The sequence below is a fragment of the Fusobacterium perfoetens genome (genome assembly GCF_021531595.1).
Classification (GTDB): domain Bacteria; phylum Fusobacteriota; class Fusobacteriia; order Fusobacteriales; family Fusobacteriaceae; genus Fusobacterium_B.
Map to the genome: position 1 here is coordinate 93128 of NZ_JADYUD010000008.1, position 18122 is coordinate 111249.

The 18122-nt window shown below is 30.1% G+C and carries 16 protein-coding genes and 2 tRNA genes; 15 read left to right on the forward strand and 3 right to left on the reverse strand.

Features of this window, described 5'->3' with window-relative positions:
* Positions 1-29: 29 nt before the first annotated feature.
* The 15 genes from ybeY to I6E17_RS06340 all read left to right on the forward strand — a co-directional run bounded on the left by ybeY (position 30) and on the right by I6E17_RS06340 (position 15412).
* Positions 30-491, forward strand: a complete 462-nt coding sequence (gene ybeY / locus I6E17_RS06270; protein ID WP_235236236.1) for an rRNA maturation RNase YbeY — start codon at positions 30-32, stop codon at positions 489-491.
* Positions 492-506: 15 nt separating this feature from the next.
* Positions 507-2024, forward strand: coding sequence for a lipase family protein (locus tag I6E17_RS06275; RefSeq protein ID WP_235236209.1), 1518 nt, complete (start codon positions 507-509; stop codon positions 2022-2024).
* Positions 2025-2062: 38 nt separating this feature from the next.
* Positions 2063-2683, forward strand: a complete 621-nt coding sequence (udk, locus tag I6E17_RS06280) for a uridine kinase (RefSeq protein ID WP_235236211.1) — start codon at positions 2063-2065, stop codon at positions 2681-2683.
* Between the two features lie 262 nt (positions 2684-2945).
* Positions 2946-4130 carry a MalY/PatB family protein gene (locus I6E17_RS06285; RefSeq protein ID WP_235236213.1) on the forward strand — a complete coding sequence of 395 codons (1185 nt, stop codon included), beginning with the start codon at positions 2946-2948 and terminating at the stop codon, positions 4128-4130.
* A 44-nt stretch (positions 4131-4174) separates the two neighbouring features.
* Positions 4175-5452 (forward strand): serine dehydratase subunit alpha family protein, encoded by a 1278-nt coding sequence (locus I6E17_RS06290; RefSeq protein ID WP_235236215.1) that lies wholly within the window; start codon positions 4175-4177, stop codon positions 5450-5452.
* Between the two features lie 175 nt (positions 5453-5627).
* Positions 5628-7688, forward strand: coding sequence for a sigma-54 interaction domain-containing protein (locus tag I6E17_RS06295; RefSeq protein ID WP_235236217.1), 2061 nt, complete (start codon positions 5628-5630; stop codon positions 7686-7688).
* A gap of 176 nt (positions 7689-7864) precedes the next feature.
* Positions 7865-8125, forward strand: a complete 261-nt coding sequence (locus tag I6E17_RS06300) for a glutaredoxin (protein WP_176829344.1) — start codon at positions 7865-7867, stop codon at positions 8123-8125.
* Positions 8126-8161: 36 nt separating this feature from the next.
* Positions 8162-9400: a dicarboxylate/amino acid:cation symporter gene (locus tag I6E17_RS06305; RefSeq protein ID WP_235236219.1), complete on the forward strand. Its 1239-nt coding sequence runs from the start codon at positions 8162-8164 to the stop codon at positions 9398-9400.
* 167 nt (positions 9401-9567) lie between these two features.
* Positions 9568-10416 (forward strand): KH domain-containing protein, encoded by an 849-nt coding sequence (locus tag I6E17_RS10005; RefSeq protein WP_235236220.1) that lies wholly within the window; start codon positions 9568-9570, stop codon positions 10414-10416.
* On the forward strand, positions 10413-10835 hold the full coding sequence (locus I6E17_RS06315; protein WP_235236222.1) for an HD domain-containing protein: 423 nt from the start codon (positions 10413-10415) through the stop codon (positions 10833-10835). Before I6E17_RS10005 ends, I6E17_RS06315 begins: the two co-directional genes overlap by 4 nt.
* Positions 10836-11046: 211 nt before the next feature.
* The gene (locus tag I6E17_RS06320; protein ID WP_235236224.1) at positions 11047-12813 is read left to right on the forward strand and encodes a TIGR03960 family B12-binding radical SAM protein; all 1767 of its coding nucleotides are present in this window, start codon (positions 11047-11049) and stop codon (positions 12811-12813) included.
* Between the two features lie 32 nt (positions 12814-12845).
* Positions 12846-13520, forward strand: coding sequence for a uracil-DNA glycosylase (locus tag I6E17_RS06325; protein WP_176829339.1), 675 nt, complete (start codon positions 12846-12848; stop codon positions 13518-13520).
* Positions 13521-13649: 129 nt separating this feature from the next.
* A complete protein-coding gene (gene dsdA, locus I6E17_RS06330) occupies positions 13650-14972 on the forward strand; it encodes a D-serine ammonia-lyase (protein ID WP_235236226.1) in 1323 nt (440 codons plus the stop codon).
* 270 nt (positions 14973-15242) lie between these two features.
* Positions 15243-15318, forward strand: a tRNA-Gly gene (locus I6E17_RS06335).
* 18 nt (positions 15319-15336) lie between these two features.
* Positions 15337-15412: transfer RNA gene (locus tag I6E17_RS06340), tRNA-Lys, on the forward strand.
* A gap of 132 nt (positions 15413-15544) precedes the next feature.
* Here the strand turns inward: I6E17_RS06340 and galE are convergent.
* The 3 genes from galE to I6E17_RS06355 form a co-directional block, all read right to left on the reverse strand.
* A complete protein-coding gene (galE, locus tag I6E17_RS06345) occupies positions 15545-16558 on the reverse strand; it encodes a UDP-glucose 4-epimerase GalE (RefSeq protein ID WP_235236227.1) in 1014 nt (337 codons plus the stop codon).
* A gap of 120 nt (positions 16559-16678) precedes the next feature.
* Positions 16679-17638, reverse strand: a complete 960-nt coding sequence (locus I6E17_RS06350) for a YheT family hydrolase (RefSeq protein ID WP_235236229.1) — start codon at positions 17636-17638, stop codon at positions 16679-16681.
* 290 nt (positions 17639-17928) lie between these two features.
* Positions 17929-18122, reverse strand: a 194-nt coding sequence (locus I6E17_RS06355; protein WP_235236231.1) for a hypothetical protein, incomplete at its 5' end; no start/stop codon positions are given.

Below are 18122 nucleotides of genomic sequence, written 5' to 3' on the forward strand. Positions count from 1 at the left end.
TTTGGATTGTAAAGGAGAGAAAATTGAAAATTAATTTAGATTTAGGAATAAATATTGACACATATGAGAATGAAATAAATTTTGAAGAAGTTGAAAAATATGTGACAGAGGTATTAAACAGAGAATATTCAAGTGATAAAGAAGTATATATATCAGTTCTTCTTACAGGAAATGATGAAATACAGACTGTAAACAGAGACTTCAGAGGAAAGGATATGCCTACAGATGTTATCTCTTTTGCATATCATGACAATGATGAAGGAGATACAGGAATATTTGATACTTTAGGAGATATAATTATATCTCTTGAAAGAGTTAATGAACAGAGAAAAGACTATAATCACTCTTTTAAAAGAGAATTTTACTATGTGCTTACTCACGGACTTCTTCACCTTCTTGGTTATGATCATATGGAAGAGGAAGAGAAAAAAGTTATGAGAGCTAAAGAGGAAGAAATTTTAACACATTATGGATATACAAGAGACATTTAAAAGCAGGTGATAATTATGCAGACTTCAAAAGAATATTTGCTTTTCAGTATTCTTTCATACTATAACCTTACAGATGAGGTTAAGGGACAGTTTCTTATAAATTCACTGGAAGGAATTGATTTTGGAAGAAGCATATCAACTAATGCAAATCTTTTCAGAGATGATGCCTATGGCAGATGTACAGAATATTTTATGAATGAACTTGAAAGCTGGAAAATTTATGATATAGACAACAGAACAGGTTCAGGAGGAAATGGAAAATCAAAGTCTAGTTTTTTTGCAATTGTATTCAATAAGGGGGACGAATATGTAATATCCTATAGAGGAAGTGAAACATATCCTTTTGAAGAAGCATACAGAGATTTTATAGAAACAGATCTTCGTATAGGAATGGGGAAAAAGCCTCTTCAGTTTTGGGAAGGACTTGAAGTTTTTGAAGACCTTCTCTCAAAAGGAATTCTCTTTGAAAATATAAGTATTACAGGGCACTCTTTAGGAGGGGGAATAGCACAGTTTGCTGCTGTTATGCTCTATAAAAAATATAAAAAAGTTCCAAGAGTATGTACATGGAATGCAGTGGGAATAAACCGTGATGGTATTATTGGAGTGGAAGATTTTATAGATTATGAAAAAATTCTTGATTCATGTCATATGACAGAAGAAGAAAAAGAAATTTTTAAAGATTTTAAAGAATCTTATTTAGAATTCTTTTTAAAGGAATTGAAAAAATATAAGGTAATAAAAGATAACAGAACAGTTCTTATTGACAAATATTCAACTTTTTATTTTCAAATAGATGATGTGTTTGTGGAAGCTCTTTCAAAGCAGACAAATTTTAAAGAAATATTAAATAAACTTTCTCTTGAAAGAAGAAGAGAACTTCTTCTTAATGAAGAAATTATAGATAAACTGTTTCAAATAGATAATCTTACGGAACTTCTTTATGAGGCAGTTGGATTTATTAAAATTTTAAATGAGAATAAAGTATTTGAAAATAATGTAGTTAATTTTTGCCATTCAAAAGATTTAGTAAGTTTTCTTTTCCCACATATAGGAACTACTTATCAGGCAGACCTTAATTTTATGAAGAAAGATGCTGGAAAAAGCAGTTTTTTCAGAAATTTTTCTATATTTAAAAAATCTGTGCAAAGTTATCATTTTGAAGATGTCTTTATTCCTTTTATAACTTCTAGTGGAGCATTTGCTGACTTTTTATCAATAAATTATATAAGCAGTGTTTTAAGAAAAGTAATTTATCTTGAATATACTTTTACAAAAGAATTTCTAGGACTTTATTTTATGAGAACAGAAATTACAGAAGAAAATTTTCAGAACTTTAAAACAAGTATTATAAATGGAATTGAGAAAACAGGAGATGATATTCTCTATAAAGATAAAGCAAAAGCTAAGATTCAGCTTATGGACTATGAAGAATTAAAAACATTATGGGAAAAGACAATAGAAAAAATACCAAGTCCTTATATAAGTCAGGATATTTATGACTTAATTGTTTTTAGAAAAAATTATATATAAAAAAATTTAACGGTTAGTATTGAAACAGGAGGAAAAATATGAAAAACTGCATTTTAGTAGGAGTGGCAGGAGGAAGTGGAAGTGGAAAAACAACTGTTGCCAATAATCTGGTAAAAGCTTTTAAAGCAGAAGACGCAGCTTTGGTGGAACAAGATGCTTATTACAGAGAGCTTATAAATATGACTATGGAAGAAAAAGCGAAGGTGAACTTTGACCATCCTGATTCAATAGAATTTGAACTTCTTAGAAAACATTTAGAGTCATTAAAAAATGGAGAATCAATAGAAAGACCTATTTATGATTTTACAACTCATTCAAGAAAAGAGGGAACAGTGAAAATAAATCCTTCAAAGATAATAATAGTTGAGGGAATATTAATATTTGCAGTTCCTGAAATAAGAGAACTTTTTGATATGAAAATTTTCGTTGATACAGATGCAGATGAAATGATATTAAGAAGAATAGAAAGAGATATGAATGAAAGAGGAAGAAGCCTTGAATCTGTAAGAGACCAGTATCTTGCAACAGTAAAACCTATGTATCTTGAGTTCTGTGAACCTAGTAAGCGTTATGCAGATATAATTATACCAAGAGGTGGAGAAAATAAAGTTGCTGTTGATATGGTTATAAGTACTTTAAAAGGATATTTAAATAAATAAAAATATTTTAAGACAGATATATGTTTTGTGAAAAAATTAAGACAGTATATCTGTCTTTTTATTTTTAATTTTATGATATAATAAAATAGGATAAAAAGAAAGAATATTTAACCAATTTAACCTAATAAAAAATAAGATAAGTTCTGATAGTGAAAAAAATGTAAAAAAGCAGCAGAAAAGATAAAAAATTAAAAATCAAAATAGTGGCATAAAATTTGCTTAATATATTAATATAAAGAAAATATATTAAGGAGAGCATAAAATGAAATTTAATTTTAATGAGAAAGTTGACAGAAGTAAAAATCATGCAGCAAAATGGGAGGAAATGGGTAAAAAATTTGGTTCAGATGATCTTCTTCCAATGTGGATTGCAGACATGGATATAAAAACAGTTCCTGAAGTTGTTGAAGCAATAAAAGAAAAGGCTGATCAGGCTATATTTGGTTATGTATACAGACCTGATTCATACTATGAAACAGCAGCACAATGGCTTGAAAAAAGATTTGGATATAAAATAAATCCTAAAACACTTATTCATAGTCCAGGAGTTGTTCCAAGCATGAATATGCTTGTAAAATCTCTTACTAAAGAAGATGAAAAGGTATTAATTCAGACACCTGTTTATCCACCTTTTGCAGAGTCAGTAAAAAATGGAAAGAGAACTCTTGTTACAAATGAACTTGTAAAAGATGAAAATGGATATTATACAATGGATTTTGAAGATTTAGAAAGAAAACTTTCAGATGAAAAAGTAACTCTTTTCATTCTTTGTAGCCCTCATAATCCTGTAGGAAGAGTATGGAAGAAAGAAGAACTTGAAAAAGTAGGAGAACTTTGTTTAAAATATAATGTAAGAATTCTTGCAGATGAAATCTGGAGAGACCTTGTTCTTCCAGGACATACTCATACACCTATAGCTTCAATTAGCAAAGAAATAGAAGATATAACAATAACTTGTTTTTCTCCTACAAAAACATTTAATATAGCAGGACTTCAGGCATCATTTGCAACATTCCCAAGAGAAGAGGAATGGAAAGCTTTTGATACAGAATTGGGAGAAATGGATATAAAAAGAAATAATCCATTCAGTCTTGTAGGATTTGAAGCAGCATATAAACATGGAGAAGAATGGCTTTCAGAACTTCTTGAACATTTAGATGGAAATGCACAGTATGTTGTTGATTTTATAAAAGAAAGAATTCCTGAAATAAAAACATTTAAACCTGAAGGAACTTATTTAATGTGGCTTGATTTCAACGGTCTTAATCTTACTCCAGCTGAAATTACAGATATGCTTTTAAAAGATGCAAAAGTTGCAATGAATGACGGAGCAGGATTTGGAGCAAATGGAACAGGTTTTGCAAGATTAAACATAGCATGTCCAAGATATATGGTTGAAGATGCTATGGAAAGAATAGAAAAAGCTGTAAGAAATATTAAAAAATAATATTTATAAATGCAGAGACAAAAGAGAAATTTTAAGGAGATTTTATGGAAAAGTTAACAGAATTAATTTTTAATGACATGAAGCCTGCTCTTGGAGTAACAGAGCCAGGAGCAATAGCTTTTGCAGCGTCAAAAGCTGTAAGTTTTACAAAAGGAAATGTAGAAGAAGTTTCTGTTGAAATGAATTCAGGAATGTATAAAAATGCTTTTACATGTGGAATTCCTAATTCAGATGAAGTAGGAAATATTTTTGCAGCAGCTCTTGGAGTAATAGCAGGAAATCCTGAAAAAGGTCTTGAGTCTCTTGCAGATGTAACAGAAGAAGATAATAAAAAAGCTGAAAAGCTTGTAAAAGAAGGAAGGGTAAAGGTTAAACTTTCTGGAATAAGTTCAGATATATTTATAGAAGCTACAGTTAAAACAGAAACAGATATTTGTGTGGTAACTATTAAAGATACTCATACAAATATTGTAAAAATATCTCTTAATGGAAAAACAGTTTTTGAAAAAGCAGATGAGAAAAAAGAAAATGAAGGAGAAGAAATTCCTCTTATCCATAAATATACTTTAAAAGAGATTATTGATTATGCAAAAAATGTAGATATAGAAGAGATAAAATTTATAAAAAAAGCCTTTGAAGTTAATATGGAGCTTTTTAACGAAGGGCTTAAAAGCTCAAAATCAACTTTTATACATCAGCTTTTTAAAATGAATGGAGAAAAAATATTTTCAGATGATGTTTTAAAAACAGCTCAGCTTTTATGTAATGGAGCTATTGAAGCGAGGGTAATAGGACTTGATAAGCCAGCAATGAGCATAACAGGTTCTGGTGCTCATGGAATAATAGCTGTTATGCCTTTACTTGCAGAACAGAAAGTAAAAAATCTTTCTGAAGAAATACTTTTAAGAGGGGCAGCTTTAAGTTATCTTGTTTGTATGTATATAAAAGAATATTCAGGGCGTTTATCTGCTTTCTGTGGTTGTGGAATAGCAGCAGGAACAGGAATGGCATGTGCTATTGTTTTTATGAGAAATGGTTCTTATGAGGAAATGTCTCATACAATAAATAACATGGCTTCAAGTATAACTGGAATGATTTGTGACGGAGGAAATCAAGGGTGTACAATGAAAGGAATTGCTGCAACTGATACAGCTTTTCGTTCAGCAGAATTTGCCATGAATGGTGTATATATTTATAATGTTCATGGAATAAATGGTAATACACCTGAAGAAACTATGAGAAATATGGGACTTATAGCCTCTCCAGGAATGACAGGAACAGAAAAAACAATAGTTGAAATTTTTGAAAATAAAATAAAATAAAAATAAAAAACTGCTTATATTATGGAGCTGTTGTAAATCTATAAAAATAAAATTTTATTTTTTATAAATTAGAAAATGCAGCAACCTCATTTATATTGGCAGTTTTTTATTTTACAGTTTTTTAAATATAAGTTACAATTATGATATAAAATTTATTTTGCATAGGTGAGAGAATATGAAAAAACAGGTAGCTGTAATAACAAGAGCAAAAGAAATAAGAAACTCTATGAAAGATCAGATTGATATGATTTTCGGAGATCTAGTGGAAACAAGTATACATAGTCTTGAAGATAATACTGTAGATAATCTAAAAAAATCAGATCTTTATGTTATTTCAAGCAGTGCTAATGAGTATCTTGATGAAAAATTTTTAAAAAATAAAAATATAGTTATAGTTGACTATACAATAACTAAAGAAAGAAAAAATTTCTTGAAAAATTTTCCTAAGGGAACAAAAGCAATTTTCTTTAATGTAACACAGAAAATGTGTATGGAAGCTATTGCTATGATGTATCATCTAGGAGTAAATAATATAGAATTTATTCCTGCTTATCCAGATATGGAAAAATTTCCTGAAAATTCTCTTATAATAACCCCTGCAGAAACAAAGTTACTTCCAGAAGAAGCACAAGGAAGAGAGATTATTGATATAGGACATAGAATATTAGATGCAAATACTATAATTGAAATTGCTTTAAAACTTGAATTTGAACATATTCTTTATTATAAAAAAATAAAAGAATATCTTGATAGTGTTGCAACAAATGACTACAGTTTAAGTAAGATTCTTGAAAAGGCAACACAGTCAGAAAGTCAGCTTGGAATTCTTATGGGAATACTTGATATTGCTATAATAGGTGTTGATAAAGATAATTTTATCTGTTCGTGCAATGAAAGTGCAGAGAAAATTTTAAATAAAAAAAGTATAAATCTTATAGGAAACAGTGCTTGTGATATTCTTTCGTGTGTTCCTTTCAGCGAAGTTCGTGAAACAGGAAAAGAGATAAGATCAAGGCTTGTTCAAGTAAATGGGGAGTATGTGAATCTTAATATCACTCCAGTTATAAAAGCAGAAAATTATATGGGAGCTTTTGCAGTTCTTCAAAGATTTAAAGAAGAAGAACAAAAGCAGCATGAACTTAGAAGGCAGCTTCTTAATAAAGGGCACAAGGCAAAATATACTTTTGATGATATTCTTGGAGAATCAGGAGCTATAAAAAGGATAAAAGAAATTGCTAAGAAAATGGCAAAAACTAATTCAGCAGTTCTTATTACAGGAGAGAGTGGAACAGGAAAAGAACTTTTTGCTCACGCAGTTCATAATTATTCTGACAGAAAAGATTATCCTTTCGTTGCAGTAAATTGTGCAGCAATTCCTGAAAACCTTTTGGAAAGTGAGCTTTTTGGTTATGAAGAGGGAGCATTTACAGGAGCAAAAAGAGGGGGAAAGATAGGACTGTTTGAATTTGCTCATATGGGAACACTTTTTCTTGATGAAATTGAGGGAATGAGCCCAGCTCTTCAGATAAAACTTTTAAGAGTGATTCAGGAAAAAGAGATAATGAGAATAGGTGGAGATAAGGTTATAAACATAGATGTAAGGATTATAGCTGCCACAAATGAAGAGTTAAGAAAACTTATAAAAGAAAATAAATTTAGAAAAGATTTATATTACAGAATAAACACTCTTCCTATAATGATTCCTCCTTTAAGAGAAAGAGAAGATGATATATATCTTCTTTTAGAAAGATTTAAAAATGAAATAGGTGCAGACTTTAAATTCACTTCCAAGGCAAAAGAAGCTTTTAAAATGTATAATTGGGAAGGGAATATAAGAGAACTTAAAAACTATGTAGAGTTCTTTAATTTCATGGGAGAAGAATATATTGATTTTGAAGATATGCCTTTAGCAGTAAAAGAATATTATCTTGAACATAAAATAGAAGAAAAAGAAGAAATCAGTGATGAAAATATATTGAAAGAAATAGCAGGACATAGATATAAAGAATATATTTTTATTTTAAAAAAGATAAAAGAAAATCAAAAATCTGGAATGAGCAGTGGAAGAAAAAATTTATGTAAAATATGTGAAAAAAACGGCATTGATTTATCTGAACAAGAGATAAGAGGAATTTTAAAAAATCTTGAAAAAATAGATTTTATTAAAGTTTTCAAGGGAAGAAAAGGAAATATTATCTCAGAACAGGGAGAAGAGTTTTTGAAAAATATAAAATAAATGGGTTATATGGCAGAATAGGGTTGATTTATTCTGCCATTTTTTTATTTTATTTGTTTCATTATAAAAAAAATATAAAAAAAGTGTGTGAAAATAATAAGAAAAAAATTTTTATTAGTGGCATAAAAATTGCTTTATATTATAGTGAAAACAATAAAAATTTAGGAGGAAGAAATATGAAATTAACAGTAATCGGAAGTCACTTATGTGAAGACACAAGAAATGCACTTGAAGTTTTAAAAGAAAAAAATGTAGAAGTAAATTTTGAAAATTTATCAGAAAGTTTAGATTCATTAAAAAAATATCTTTCTGTTCGTGAGACAAGTGATATGTATGCAGGAATAAGAGCTGCTGGAGGAATAGGAATTCCATGCTTTATTCTTGAAGATGGAACTAAAACTCTTGATCTTACAGTTGTATTATCAAAACTTTCTTAATATATATAAAATAAAATAACTTTTGGGAGGAAAAAAATGGGAGAAAGTAAAAAACAAAGTATATGGGAAGCTTATAAGTTTTCAATCATACTTCTTGGAGCAATATTTATAGGAAGTATTGTAGGTATTCAAATGGGAGAAAAGGCTACAATGTTTAAGCCTTTTGGAGATTTGTTTATAAATGGTATGTTCATGGTAGTAGTTCCTCTTGTTTTTGTAACAATCAGTAGTTCAATAGCAGGAATGAGTGATATGAACAGACTTGGAAAAATTTTAAAAACTATGCTTATAACATTTGTGGGAACAGGAATGGTTGCAGCTGTTTATGTATTTATAACAGTTAAAGTATTCCCACCAGCTGAAGGAGTTTCACTTGCAATGCCAGCTGCTGAAGCACTTAAACCTTTCCAAACAGGAGATCAAATTGTATCAGCTATAACTGTTACAGATTTCCCTGAACTTATTTCAAGAAAAAATATGTTACCTTTAATTATATTTTCAATAGTATTTGGTATATGCACAAATATGATTGGTGAAAAAGGAAAAGTAATAGCAAAAGGGCTTGATGCACTTTCAGAAGTATTCTTAAAAATAGTTGGACTTTTAATGTATTATGCTCCAATTGGATTAGGTGCTTATTTTGCAGCTCTTATTGGTGAGCATGGTAAAGAACTTTTAGGTTCTTATGCAAGAGCAATGGCAGTTTATTATCCTCTTTGTCTTGTATATATGTTTACAGCATTTCCTCTTTATGCTTGGATTTCAGGAGGAATGGAAGGTGTAAGAAGATTAAAATATGTAGTTTCTCCAGCAGTTACAGCTGTAGCTACTCAAAGTTCTATTGCAACACTTCCAGTAAACCTTGAAGCATGTGAAAAAATCGGTGTTCCAAAAGATATCAGAGAAATTATTCTTCCAATAGGAGCAACAGCTCATATGGATGGAACAGTTTTAAGTTCAATCTTAAAAATATCATTCCTATTTGGAATTTTCCAAGTGCCTTTTGAAGGTGTAGGAACTTATGCAAGTGCTCTTCTTCTTTCAATAGCAGGAGGAGTTGTAATGTCAGGTGTTCCAGGTGGAGGACTTATAGGAGAAATGTTTATAGTTACAATGTATGGATTCCCAGCTGAAGCATTTCCAATAATTGCAACAATAGGATATCTTGTAGATCCATTTGCTACAATGATTAATGCCAGTGGAGATACAATAGCTTCTATGCTTGTAACAAGAGTTGTTGAAGGAAAAGACTGGCTTAAAAAACAATTAGCATAACCAAGAATTTAAAATAAAATTTTAATCCCAAAAAGTCAGGTAGAAGTCAAACTACCTGATTTTTTATTTTAAAAATATTTTAAAATTACTTTGATTTTATTGAGCAGGAGAGGATATTATGGTATAATAAAAAAGAATGTAAAATTTTAAATTTAGGAAGATATACTGTGGATATAAGAGTTTTAGAAAAAAGCAAGAAAACAGGTTATATATTTGATGTGTTCTACAGAGGCAGTGGCTTTGATGCCTTTGATGAGATAGATGGCAAAGCAACAGTAAAAGGTTATTTTAAAGAAATAATGAATTCACTTGGGTTTACATGGGCGAAGGGGATTCAGCAGGGAGGAAGAACAGATGCTAAAGTTAGTGGAAATAATTGTCTTTATGTCAGCAGTAATTTCAATAGAGATGTTCAAAAGATAGTTTGTGATTTTAACAGCAGAGCAGAGGGAAAAATAAAAATAACAGGAGTGAGAAAAACTTTTCCTAATTTAATTTTTCCTGATTATGTGGAAAAAAGAAAATATATTTATAGATTTCCAAAGAAAAAAATCACAAAATCAGAAGAAGAAATTGATAATATGTGTAAAGAACTTACAGGAACTTATGATGTGAGCAGATTTACAGATACAAAGGGAGAAAAGCTGAAAGAACATATAAGAACTGTAGAAGTAAGTTATAAAGATGGAGAGCTTATATTTATAGGAAATTCTTTTATGCCAAAACAAGTAAGAATAATGAGTGGATATATTCTTACAGGGGAAATAACAGCACTTCCAGGAAAATATCTGACACTTGAAAAGATATATTTGAAAGAAGAACTTCTTAAAAATATACTTACAGAGGATAAAGATATTAAAATTGAAAATGTTGAAAAAGTTGAAAGAACAGAAGACAAAACTTTCTCTGTTTTTTATGTATCAAAAGATAAAAAAGGGGAAGTAATAGGAAAAAATGGAAGAAATATAAAGAAACTTAGAAAAGAGTATGGAACTATTATTGTGAGGGAAATATGACTTCTGCAAGAATAAAACAGGGACTTATTTTTCTTTTTGGAAAATATCATGAAGAAAATGATTCTTCAGTAAAAAAAATTTTAAGTAATGAAGAATTTCATATTTTTGATAAAATGAGTGAGTATGATAAAATTCACTCTTTTAATTTATACAAACTTACAGAAAAAAACAGTCTTCTTAAAGAGGACATAGATTATTTAAAACTTGCACTTCTTCATGACTGTGGAAAAGAAAATTATTCTCTTTTTAGAAGGATTAAAAAAGTTATTATTGGTGATAAGCATATTGAAAAACACCCTTATAAATCTTTTGAAAAATTAAAAAATATAAATTTAAAAGTTGCTGAACTAGCTCTTAATCATCATACTAAAACAGAAGATATAAAAATGAGAGAATTTCAAAAATTAGATGATAAATAAATATTGTTCATTTTCTTTGTGCAGCCAAAGAAAATGAACCAAAAGAAAACTGCCTTGCTGGTGAAAAAGATTTTCTATTTATATTGTTCGTTTCACTAAAAATGACAAACTCGGCTCTGCCTCAGACATGTCATTTTTTATCGTTCAACTCACTGCATAAATTACGAAAATTTTTTTAATGCAAGGGAAATTATAAAAATAAGGAGAAATAATGAAAGTAAATATTGATAAATATTTGTTGGCTGTTGAAAAGCCAGCACAATATCTGGGAAATGAGATAAACAGTTATCATAAAACAGATTATAAAGCGAGTATGTGTCTATTTTTCCCTGATGTATATGAAGTGGGAATGTCAAATCTTGGAATAAGAATACTTTATTCTCTTATGAATCAAGTTGAAGGTTTTGCACTTGAAAGAGGATTTATTCCTTTTGATGACATGGAAGAGATTATGAGAAGAGATAATATTCCTATGTTTTCACTTGAAAGTAAGAGAGAACTGAAAGACTTTGATATTGTAGGATTTTCTCTTTCTTATGAAATGTGTTATCCAAATATGCTTAATGCTCTTGACCTTGCAGGAATTCCTATAAGAAGAGAGGACAGAGATGAAAGTCATCCTCTTATTATGGCTGGGGGAACTTGTGTTATGAATCCAGCTCCTCTTAAAAAGTTTGTTGACTTTTTAGTTGTAGGAGATGGAGAAGAAACAATGGTTAAGCTTGCCGAAATTTTTGTTCAGACTGAAGGAAAATCAAAAGAAGAAAGATTAAGAGCCATTGAACACCTTGAAGGTGTATATATTCCAGCCTTCCATGATGGAAAAAAGAAAATAAGAAGAGCTATTTTAAAAGATATAAATAATTCTAAAATGTATGAAAATCAGTTAGTGCCTTATATATCAATAGTCCATGACAGAGCTTCTGTTGAAATTCAAAGAGGATGTACAAGAGGATGCAGATTCTGTCAGGCAGGAATGGTATATAGACCTGTAAGAGAAAGAAGCCTTGAAAATAATTTAAAGCTTATTGAATCAATGCTTTCAAGTACAGGATATTCAGAAATTTCTCTATCTTCACTTAGCAGTAGTGACTATACAAATATAGATACACTTTTAAAAACACTGCAGGAAAAATATAAAGATGATAATATTGGAATCTCTCTTCCATCACTTAGAATGAATCCTCATTCAGTAAGAGTTGCTGAACAAATAAGTGGAGGAAAAAGAACAGGATTTACTTTTGCTCCTGAAGCAGGTTCTCAAAGAATGAGAGATGTAATAAATAAAGGTGTTGAGGAACATGAAATTCTTGAAACAGCTGTTGAAGCAGTAAAAGCAGGCTGGGTAAGTCTTAAATTTTATTTTATGATAGGACTTCCTTTTGAAACTATGGAAGATGTAAAAGGAATTTATGATCTTGCTAAAAAAGTAATAGGACTTTGCAGACCTATTAATAAAAGAATAAATATAACTGTAAGTGTTTCAAACTTTATTCCAAAACCTCACACTCCTTATGAATGGTGTAAACAGATGAGCATGGAGGAAATGGCTGAAAAACATAATTATCTAAGAGATCTTTTTGCAGGTCTTAAAGGTGTAGCTCTTAAAATACACCCTCCTAAAAAATCTTATCTTGAAGGATTTATTTCAAGAGGAGATGAAAAAACAGGAGATTTAATAGAACTTGCATTCAAAAAAGGAGTTAAACTTGATGACTACAGAGATAACTTCAATCTTTGGATGGAAGCTATGGAAGAACTTGGAATAACTCCTGAAGAATATCTAGGAAAAAGAGATATAGAAGCAGATCTTCCATGGGATATAATAGATGTGGGAGTATCAAAAGAATTTTTTAAAAGAGAGCTTAAAAAATCTGAAGAAGCTGCTCTTTCACATGACTGCAGAAAAGGCTGCCTAGGATGTGGAATGAGAAGAATAATTCCAGAATGTGGTAATCTTACAACAAACAAAGAATAATAAATCTATGATTTAAAATTAAGGAGAAGCATATGGTTAATTTAGGAAATGACTGGGACGAACTATTAAAAGATGAATTTGAAAAAGAGTATTATAAAAAACTGAGAGAATTTTTAATAAGTGAGTACAGAACTCAGATTATACACCCTGATATGAATGATATTTTTTCAGCTTTAAAAGTATCAAGTTATGCAGATACAAAAATTCTTCTTCTTGGACAAGATCCTTATCATGGTCAGGGACAGGCTCATGGTATGGCATTTTCTGTAAAACCAGGAATTCCTGCACCTCCTTCTCTTAAAAATATGTATAAAGAATTAAAAGATGAACTTGGTTGTACAATTCCAAATAATGGATATCTTATGCCATGGGCAGAACAGGGAATCCTTCTTTTAAATACAGCTCTTACAGTAAGAGATGGACAGGCAAACTCTCATAAAGGAAAAGGTTGGGAAATCTTTACAGATAGAATAATAGAACTTCTTAATGAAAAAGAAGAGCCAGTAATCTTTATTTTATGGGGAAATAATGCAAAAAGTAAAAAAAGACTTATAACAAATCCTAAACATTTTATAATAGAGGGAGTTCACCCAAGTCCTCTTTCAGCAAGCAGAGGATTTTTTGGCTGTGGACATTTTAAAAAAGTAAACGAAATTTTAAAATCTTTAGGAAAGAAAGAAATAAACTGGCAGATACCAAATATTTAAAAAAATATTGTTTGTAAATCATAAATTGCTTTTCAATGTTAGGAAGATTTACTTTTAATTAGAGAAAGGAGCTACTGCAAATAAATTTGCAATAACTCCTTTTTATAAAAAATAAAAATTGGAGAAAAAATGAATATAGAAGAACTAATGAAAAATGAAACAGTAAAAAAAATAGCAGAAAAACAAGAAATAGTATGGATAAATCCTAAAGAGATGGATTATAGAGAGTATGAAAAAAATCTTCCTGTATCAGATGAAGAATTAAAAGATGCAGAAGAGCGTCTAAAAAGATTTGCTCCATTTATAAAGAAATCTTTCCCTGAAACAGCAGAAACAGATGGAATAATAGAATCACCTTTAGAACCAATTTTTGCAATGCAGAAAGAACTTGAAAAAAAATATGAAACAGAAATACCAGGAAAATTATATTTAAAAATGGACAGTCACCTTCCAGTAGCAGGTTCAATAAAAGCTAGAGGAGGAGTTTATGAAATATTAAAACATGCAGAAGATTTAGCTATTGAAGCTAGAATGCTTTCTGTAACAGATGATTATTCAATTCTTGCAGATGAGAAATTTAAAAAATTCTTTTCAGGTTATAAAGTTCAGGTAGGTTCAACAGGGAATTTAGGACTTAGCATAGGAATAACAAGTGCTGCTCTTGGATTTGAGGTAATAGTTCATATGTCAGCTGATGCAAAGCAATGGAAAAAAGATATGCTTAGATCAAAAGGAGTAACTGTAATAGAATATGCAGATGACTATGGAAAAGCTGTTGAAGAGGGAAGAAAAAGCTCTGATGCAGATCCTAAAAGTTATTTTGTAGATGATGAAAAATCAATGAATTTATTCTTAGGATATACTGTTGCAGCTTCAAGAATAAAAAAGCAATTTGATGAAAAAGGAATTGTAATAGATAAAGAGCACCCTCTTATAGTGTATATTCCATGTGGAGTAGGAGGAGCTCCTGGAGGAGTTGCATATGGACTTAAGAGAATATTTAAAGAAAATGTTTATATATTCTTTGTAGAACCAGTACTTGCTCCATGTATGGTTCTTGGAATGGCAACAGGACTTCATGAAAAAATAAGTGTCCGTGATATAGGAATAACAGGAATTACTCATGCTGATGGACTTGCAGTAGGAAGACCTTCAGGGCTTGTAGGAAAACTTATGGATTCTATTTTAAGTGGAATATTTACTCTTGAAGATTATAAGCTTTATGATTATTTAAGATGTCTTGATTCAAGTGAGCATGAGAGAATAGAACCTTCTTCATGTGCTGCTTTTGAAGGAGCAGTTACCCTTATGAAACATGAAGAAAGCAGAAAATATATTGAAGGGAGAATAGGAAAAAATATAGAAAATGCTTATCAAATTTGTTGGGCAACAGGGGGAAGAATGGTTCCTCATGAAGATATGGAAAAATTCCTTGCTACTCATTTAAAATAGCATAAAAATTTTAAATTTATATTAAAAAAACTAAAAATACCCAGATAATTTCTGGGTATTTTTGTTATAATTTTTTATTATCTGGAAGAGAGTATATAAAAGAAGCTATATATGTAGTTATAGGAGCAACTACAACAAGTCTATATTTCCTTGATTTTAAAGGAAAAGATTCTGAACAGCACATACATAGGTATCTTTAGAATAAAAAAATTAAAAAAATATTTGACAATTTTTTTTGAGAGTGCTATAATTATTCCTGTGATAAAGATTGCGGGAATAGCTCAGTTGGTAGAGCGTCAGCCTTCCAAGCTGAATGTCGCGAGTTCGACCCTCGTTTCCCGCTCCATTTTTTTATATAGGTAATGCATCATTAGCTCAGTTGGTAGAGCATACGACTCTTAATCGTACGGTCACCGGTTCAAGTCCAGTATGATGCACCATTGAAAGCTAAGACTGCCTTTCGCGACAGCCTTTTTTTATTTTTTGGAAAAATTAAAATTATAAATATAATAAAGCATAAAAAAATGAGAGCTCATATTTTGAACTCTCATTTTAAATTTAATTTAATTTAATTAATCATTGTATCCATTAGGATTTTGACTTTGCCATCTCCATGAATCAGCACACATTCTGTCTAAATCATATTTAGCTTCCCAACCTAATTCTTCTTTTGCTTTTGTTGCATCAGCATAACACATAGCAACATCTCCAGGTCTTCTTGGAGCTATAACATATGGAATGTCTTTTCCACAAGCTTTGCTGAATGCTTTTACCATGTCAAGAACACTATATCCTTTTCCAGTTCCAAGGTTATAGATTACAAGTCCTGAATTAGTTTCAAGTTTTGCAAGAGCTTTTAAATGTCCGTTTGCTAAGTCTACAACATGGATATAGTCTCTTACACCTGTTCCGTCAGGAGTATTGTAGTCATCTCCGAAAACGCTAAGTTTTTCTAATTTTCCTACAGCAACTTTTGTAATGTAAGGCATTAAGTTGTTAGGAATTCCATTTGGTTCTTCTCCTATTGTTCCACTTTCATGTGCTCCAACTGGATTGAAGTATCTTAAAAGAGCTACATTTAATTCTTTATCTGCTTTACATATATCAACAAGCATTTCTTCAATCATAAGTTTAGTTCTTCCATAAGGATTTGTAGCACTTAAAGGGAATGTTTCTAAAATAGGGCATGTATGAGGATCTCCGTAAACAGTTGCTGATGAACTGAATACAAAGTTACGAACACCGTATTTTTTCATTAAGTTTAAAACTATAAGTGTTGTTGTTAAGTTATTTGTATAATATGCAAGAGGTTTTGCTACTGATTCTCCTACAGCTTTAAATCCTGCAAAGTGAATAACAGAATCAATTTCATTTTCTTTGAAAATTTCATCCATTTTTTCTTCATCTAATATGTTAACTTCGTAAAATTTTGGTCTTTTTCCTGTTATAGCTTCAATTCTGTCTATAACTTTAGGACTGCTGTTGCTTAAATCGTCAACTATCACTACTTCTCTGTTGTCTTCTAATAACTGCACCACAGTGTGACTTCCAATATATCCTGCTCCGCCTGTTACTAATACTGCCATAATGATATCCTCTCCTTTTATTTAAGTTTTATATTTTTATTATACTATCTTTGATGAATTTATTTTACTATAATTTGAAAATTCTAAAAAACTTTTTTAATAAAATACATAAAGATATATTTATTTTGCCTTATTTTCAGATTTTTTGACACATTCATTAACAAAATCAAAAATTCTCTCTTCAGTTATATAGGGATAATGCTTAAAAGATGAAAAACCTACATGCCCTCCATATCTTGGTGTTTCTAGTGTGATAAATTTATTTTCTTCAGCCTCTTTGTAAGGATAACATTCTTTTCCCATAATTGGATCATCTAAAGGCATAAGAATATAAACAGGTTTTTTTATATTTGGAATATCTTTAATAGAACTTGCTTTTTTATAGTAGTCCTTAACTCCTTTAAATCCAAAAAATCTTGCAGTGAAAGCATCGTCAAATTCCTCTATATTTTTAGCTTTTCTTATTTTTTCTACATCTACAAGCCCTTTATAATCTTTTGCTTTTGCAATAGCCTTTTCTTTAAGAGGGCCGAGAAATTTAAGTTTGTAAATTATGTTTTCAAACTTTTTTAGTTTTTCACTTGAAGAAAAAAATTCACAAGGGGGAGAGACAGCAGTTCCACATATGACATTATCAGGAATATCTTTTTCTGTTCCAAAATATTTTAAGGTCATATTTGCTCCAAGACTGAATCCAATAACAACTATATATTTATAGTTTTTGCACTTTTCAATTACAAGCTTTATATCATCTGTAAGAGCAGCATGATAGAAAGTTACCTTTCTGTTGACTTCTCCACTGCAACCTCTGTAGTTAATAGCAGCAGTATCCCAGCCTCTTTCTGAAAAATATCTGCTCATTCCCTGAATATATTTACTTTTTGAACTTCCTTCAAGCCCATGGCATAAAATAACGGCTCTGTCATTATTGTTTTTTATCCAGTCAACATCTATAAAATCGCCGTCATATGTATCATATCTTTCTCTTTTATATGAAACATTTATTTTTCTGAAAAGGGTAGGAAAACAAGTATTTATATGTCTGTTTCTGAAAATAAAACTAGGTTTATAATCAATCATAATATTTTTCCTCCTTTTAAAATAAAAGGGCAAGTTTTCAACTTACCCTTTTTAAATATTATCATTCGCCTTTAAATCGGTAGCGAGACACCCTTATTTTTATAAATATTATACCTTTTTTTTCATAAAAAGTAAATAATAGGTTTATAAGCTATTTCTATTTTAATATTTTTTTATTAAAATATATTCTTATAAAACAAAACTCAGCCCCAGTGTATAAAACACCAAGACTGAGTTCTGTTTTTATTAAGGATTTTATTTGGGTGCTTATTTAGTTAAGATTTTATTTACTAAAATCTATAAGAGATTCCTGCTGTTACTCTTGAGTTATCTCCTTTATCTGTCCAAATCATTTCATATTTTGCGTCTACACCTACACCATTTTCATGGATATATTCTGCTCCTATATGACCTTCAATTCTGTTATCTGCAATATCTTCTTCTCCTGTAAGAGCTATTTCTTTTCCATAAAGAGTATATCTTG

What these genes read in the sequence shown, in the direction of transcription:
- I6E17_RS06275 (WP_235236209.1), top strand. Translation starts at nt 507, where the DNA reads ATGCAGACTTCAAAAGAATATTTGCTTTTCAGTATTCTTTCATACTAT.
- udk (WP_235236211.1), top strand. Translation starts at nt 2,063, where the DNA reads ATGAAAAACTGCATTTTAGTAGGAGTGGCAGGAGGAAGTGGAAGTGGA.
- I6E17_RS06285 (WP_235236213.1), top strand. Translation starts at nt 2,946, where the DNA reads ATGAAATTTAATTTTAATGAGAAAGTTGACAGAAGTAAAAATCATGCA.
- I6E17_RS06290 (WP_235236215.1), top strand. Translation starts at nt 4,175, where the DNA reads ATGGAAAAGTTAACAGAATTAATTTTTAATGACATGAAGCCTGCTCTT.
- I6E17_RS06295 (WP_235236217.1), top strand. Translation starts at nt 5,628, where the DNA reads ATGAAAAAACAGGTAGCTGTAATAACAAGAGCAAAAGAAATAAGAAAC.
- I6E17_RS06300 (WP_176829344.1), top strand. Translation starts at nt 7,865, where the DNA reads ATGAAATTAACAGTAATCGGAAGTCACTTATGTGAAGACACAAGAAAT.
- I6E17_RS06305 (WP_235236219.1), top strand. Translation starts at nt 8,162, where the DNA reads ATGGGAGAAAGTAAAAAACAAAGTATATGGGAAGCTTATAAGTTTTCA.
- I6E17_RS06315 (WP_235236222.1), top strand. Translation starts at nt 10,413, where the DNA reads ATGACTTCTGCAAGAATAAAACAGGGACTTATTTTTCTTTTTGGAAAA.
- I6E17_RS06320 (WP_235236224.1), top strand. Translation starts at nt 11,047, where the DNA reads ATGAAAGTAAATATTGATAAATATTTGTTGGCTGTTGAAAAGCCAGCA.
- I6E17_RS06325 (WP_176829339.1), top strand. Translation starts at nt 12,846, where the DNA reads ATGGTTAATTTAGGAAATGACTGGGACGAACTATTAAAAGATGAATTT.
- dsdA (WP_235236226.1), top strand. Translation starts at nt 13,650, where the DNA reads ATGAATATAGAAGAACTAATGAAAAATGAAACAGTAAAAAAAATAGCA.
- galE (WP_235236227.1), bottom strand. Translation starts at nt 16,558, where the DNA reads ATGGCAGTATTAGTAACAGGCGGAGCAGGATATATTGGAAGTCACACT.
- I6E17_RS06350 (WP_235236229.1), bottom strand. Translation starts at nt 17,638, where the DNA reads ATGATTGATTATAAACCTAGTTTTATTTTCAGAAACAGACATATAAAT.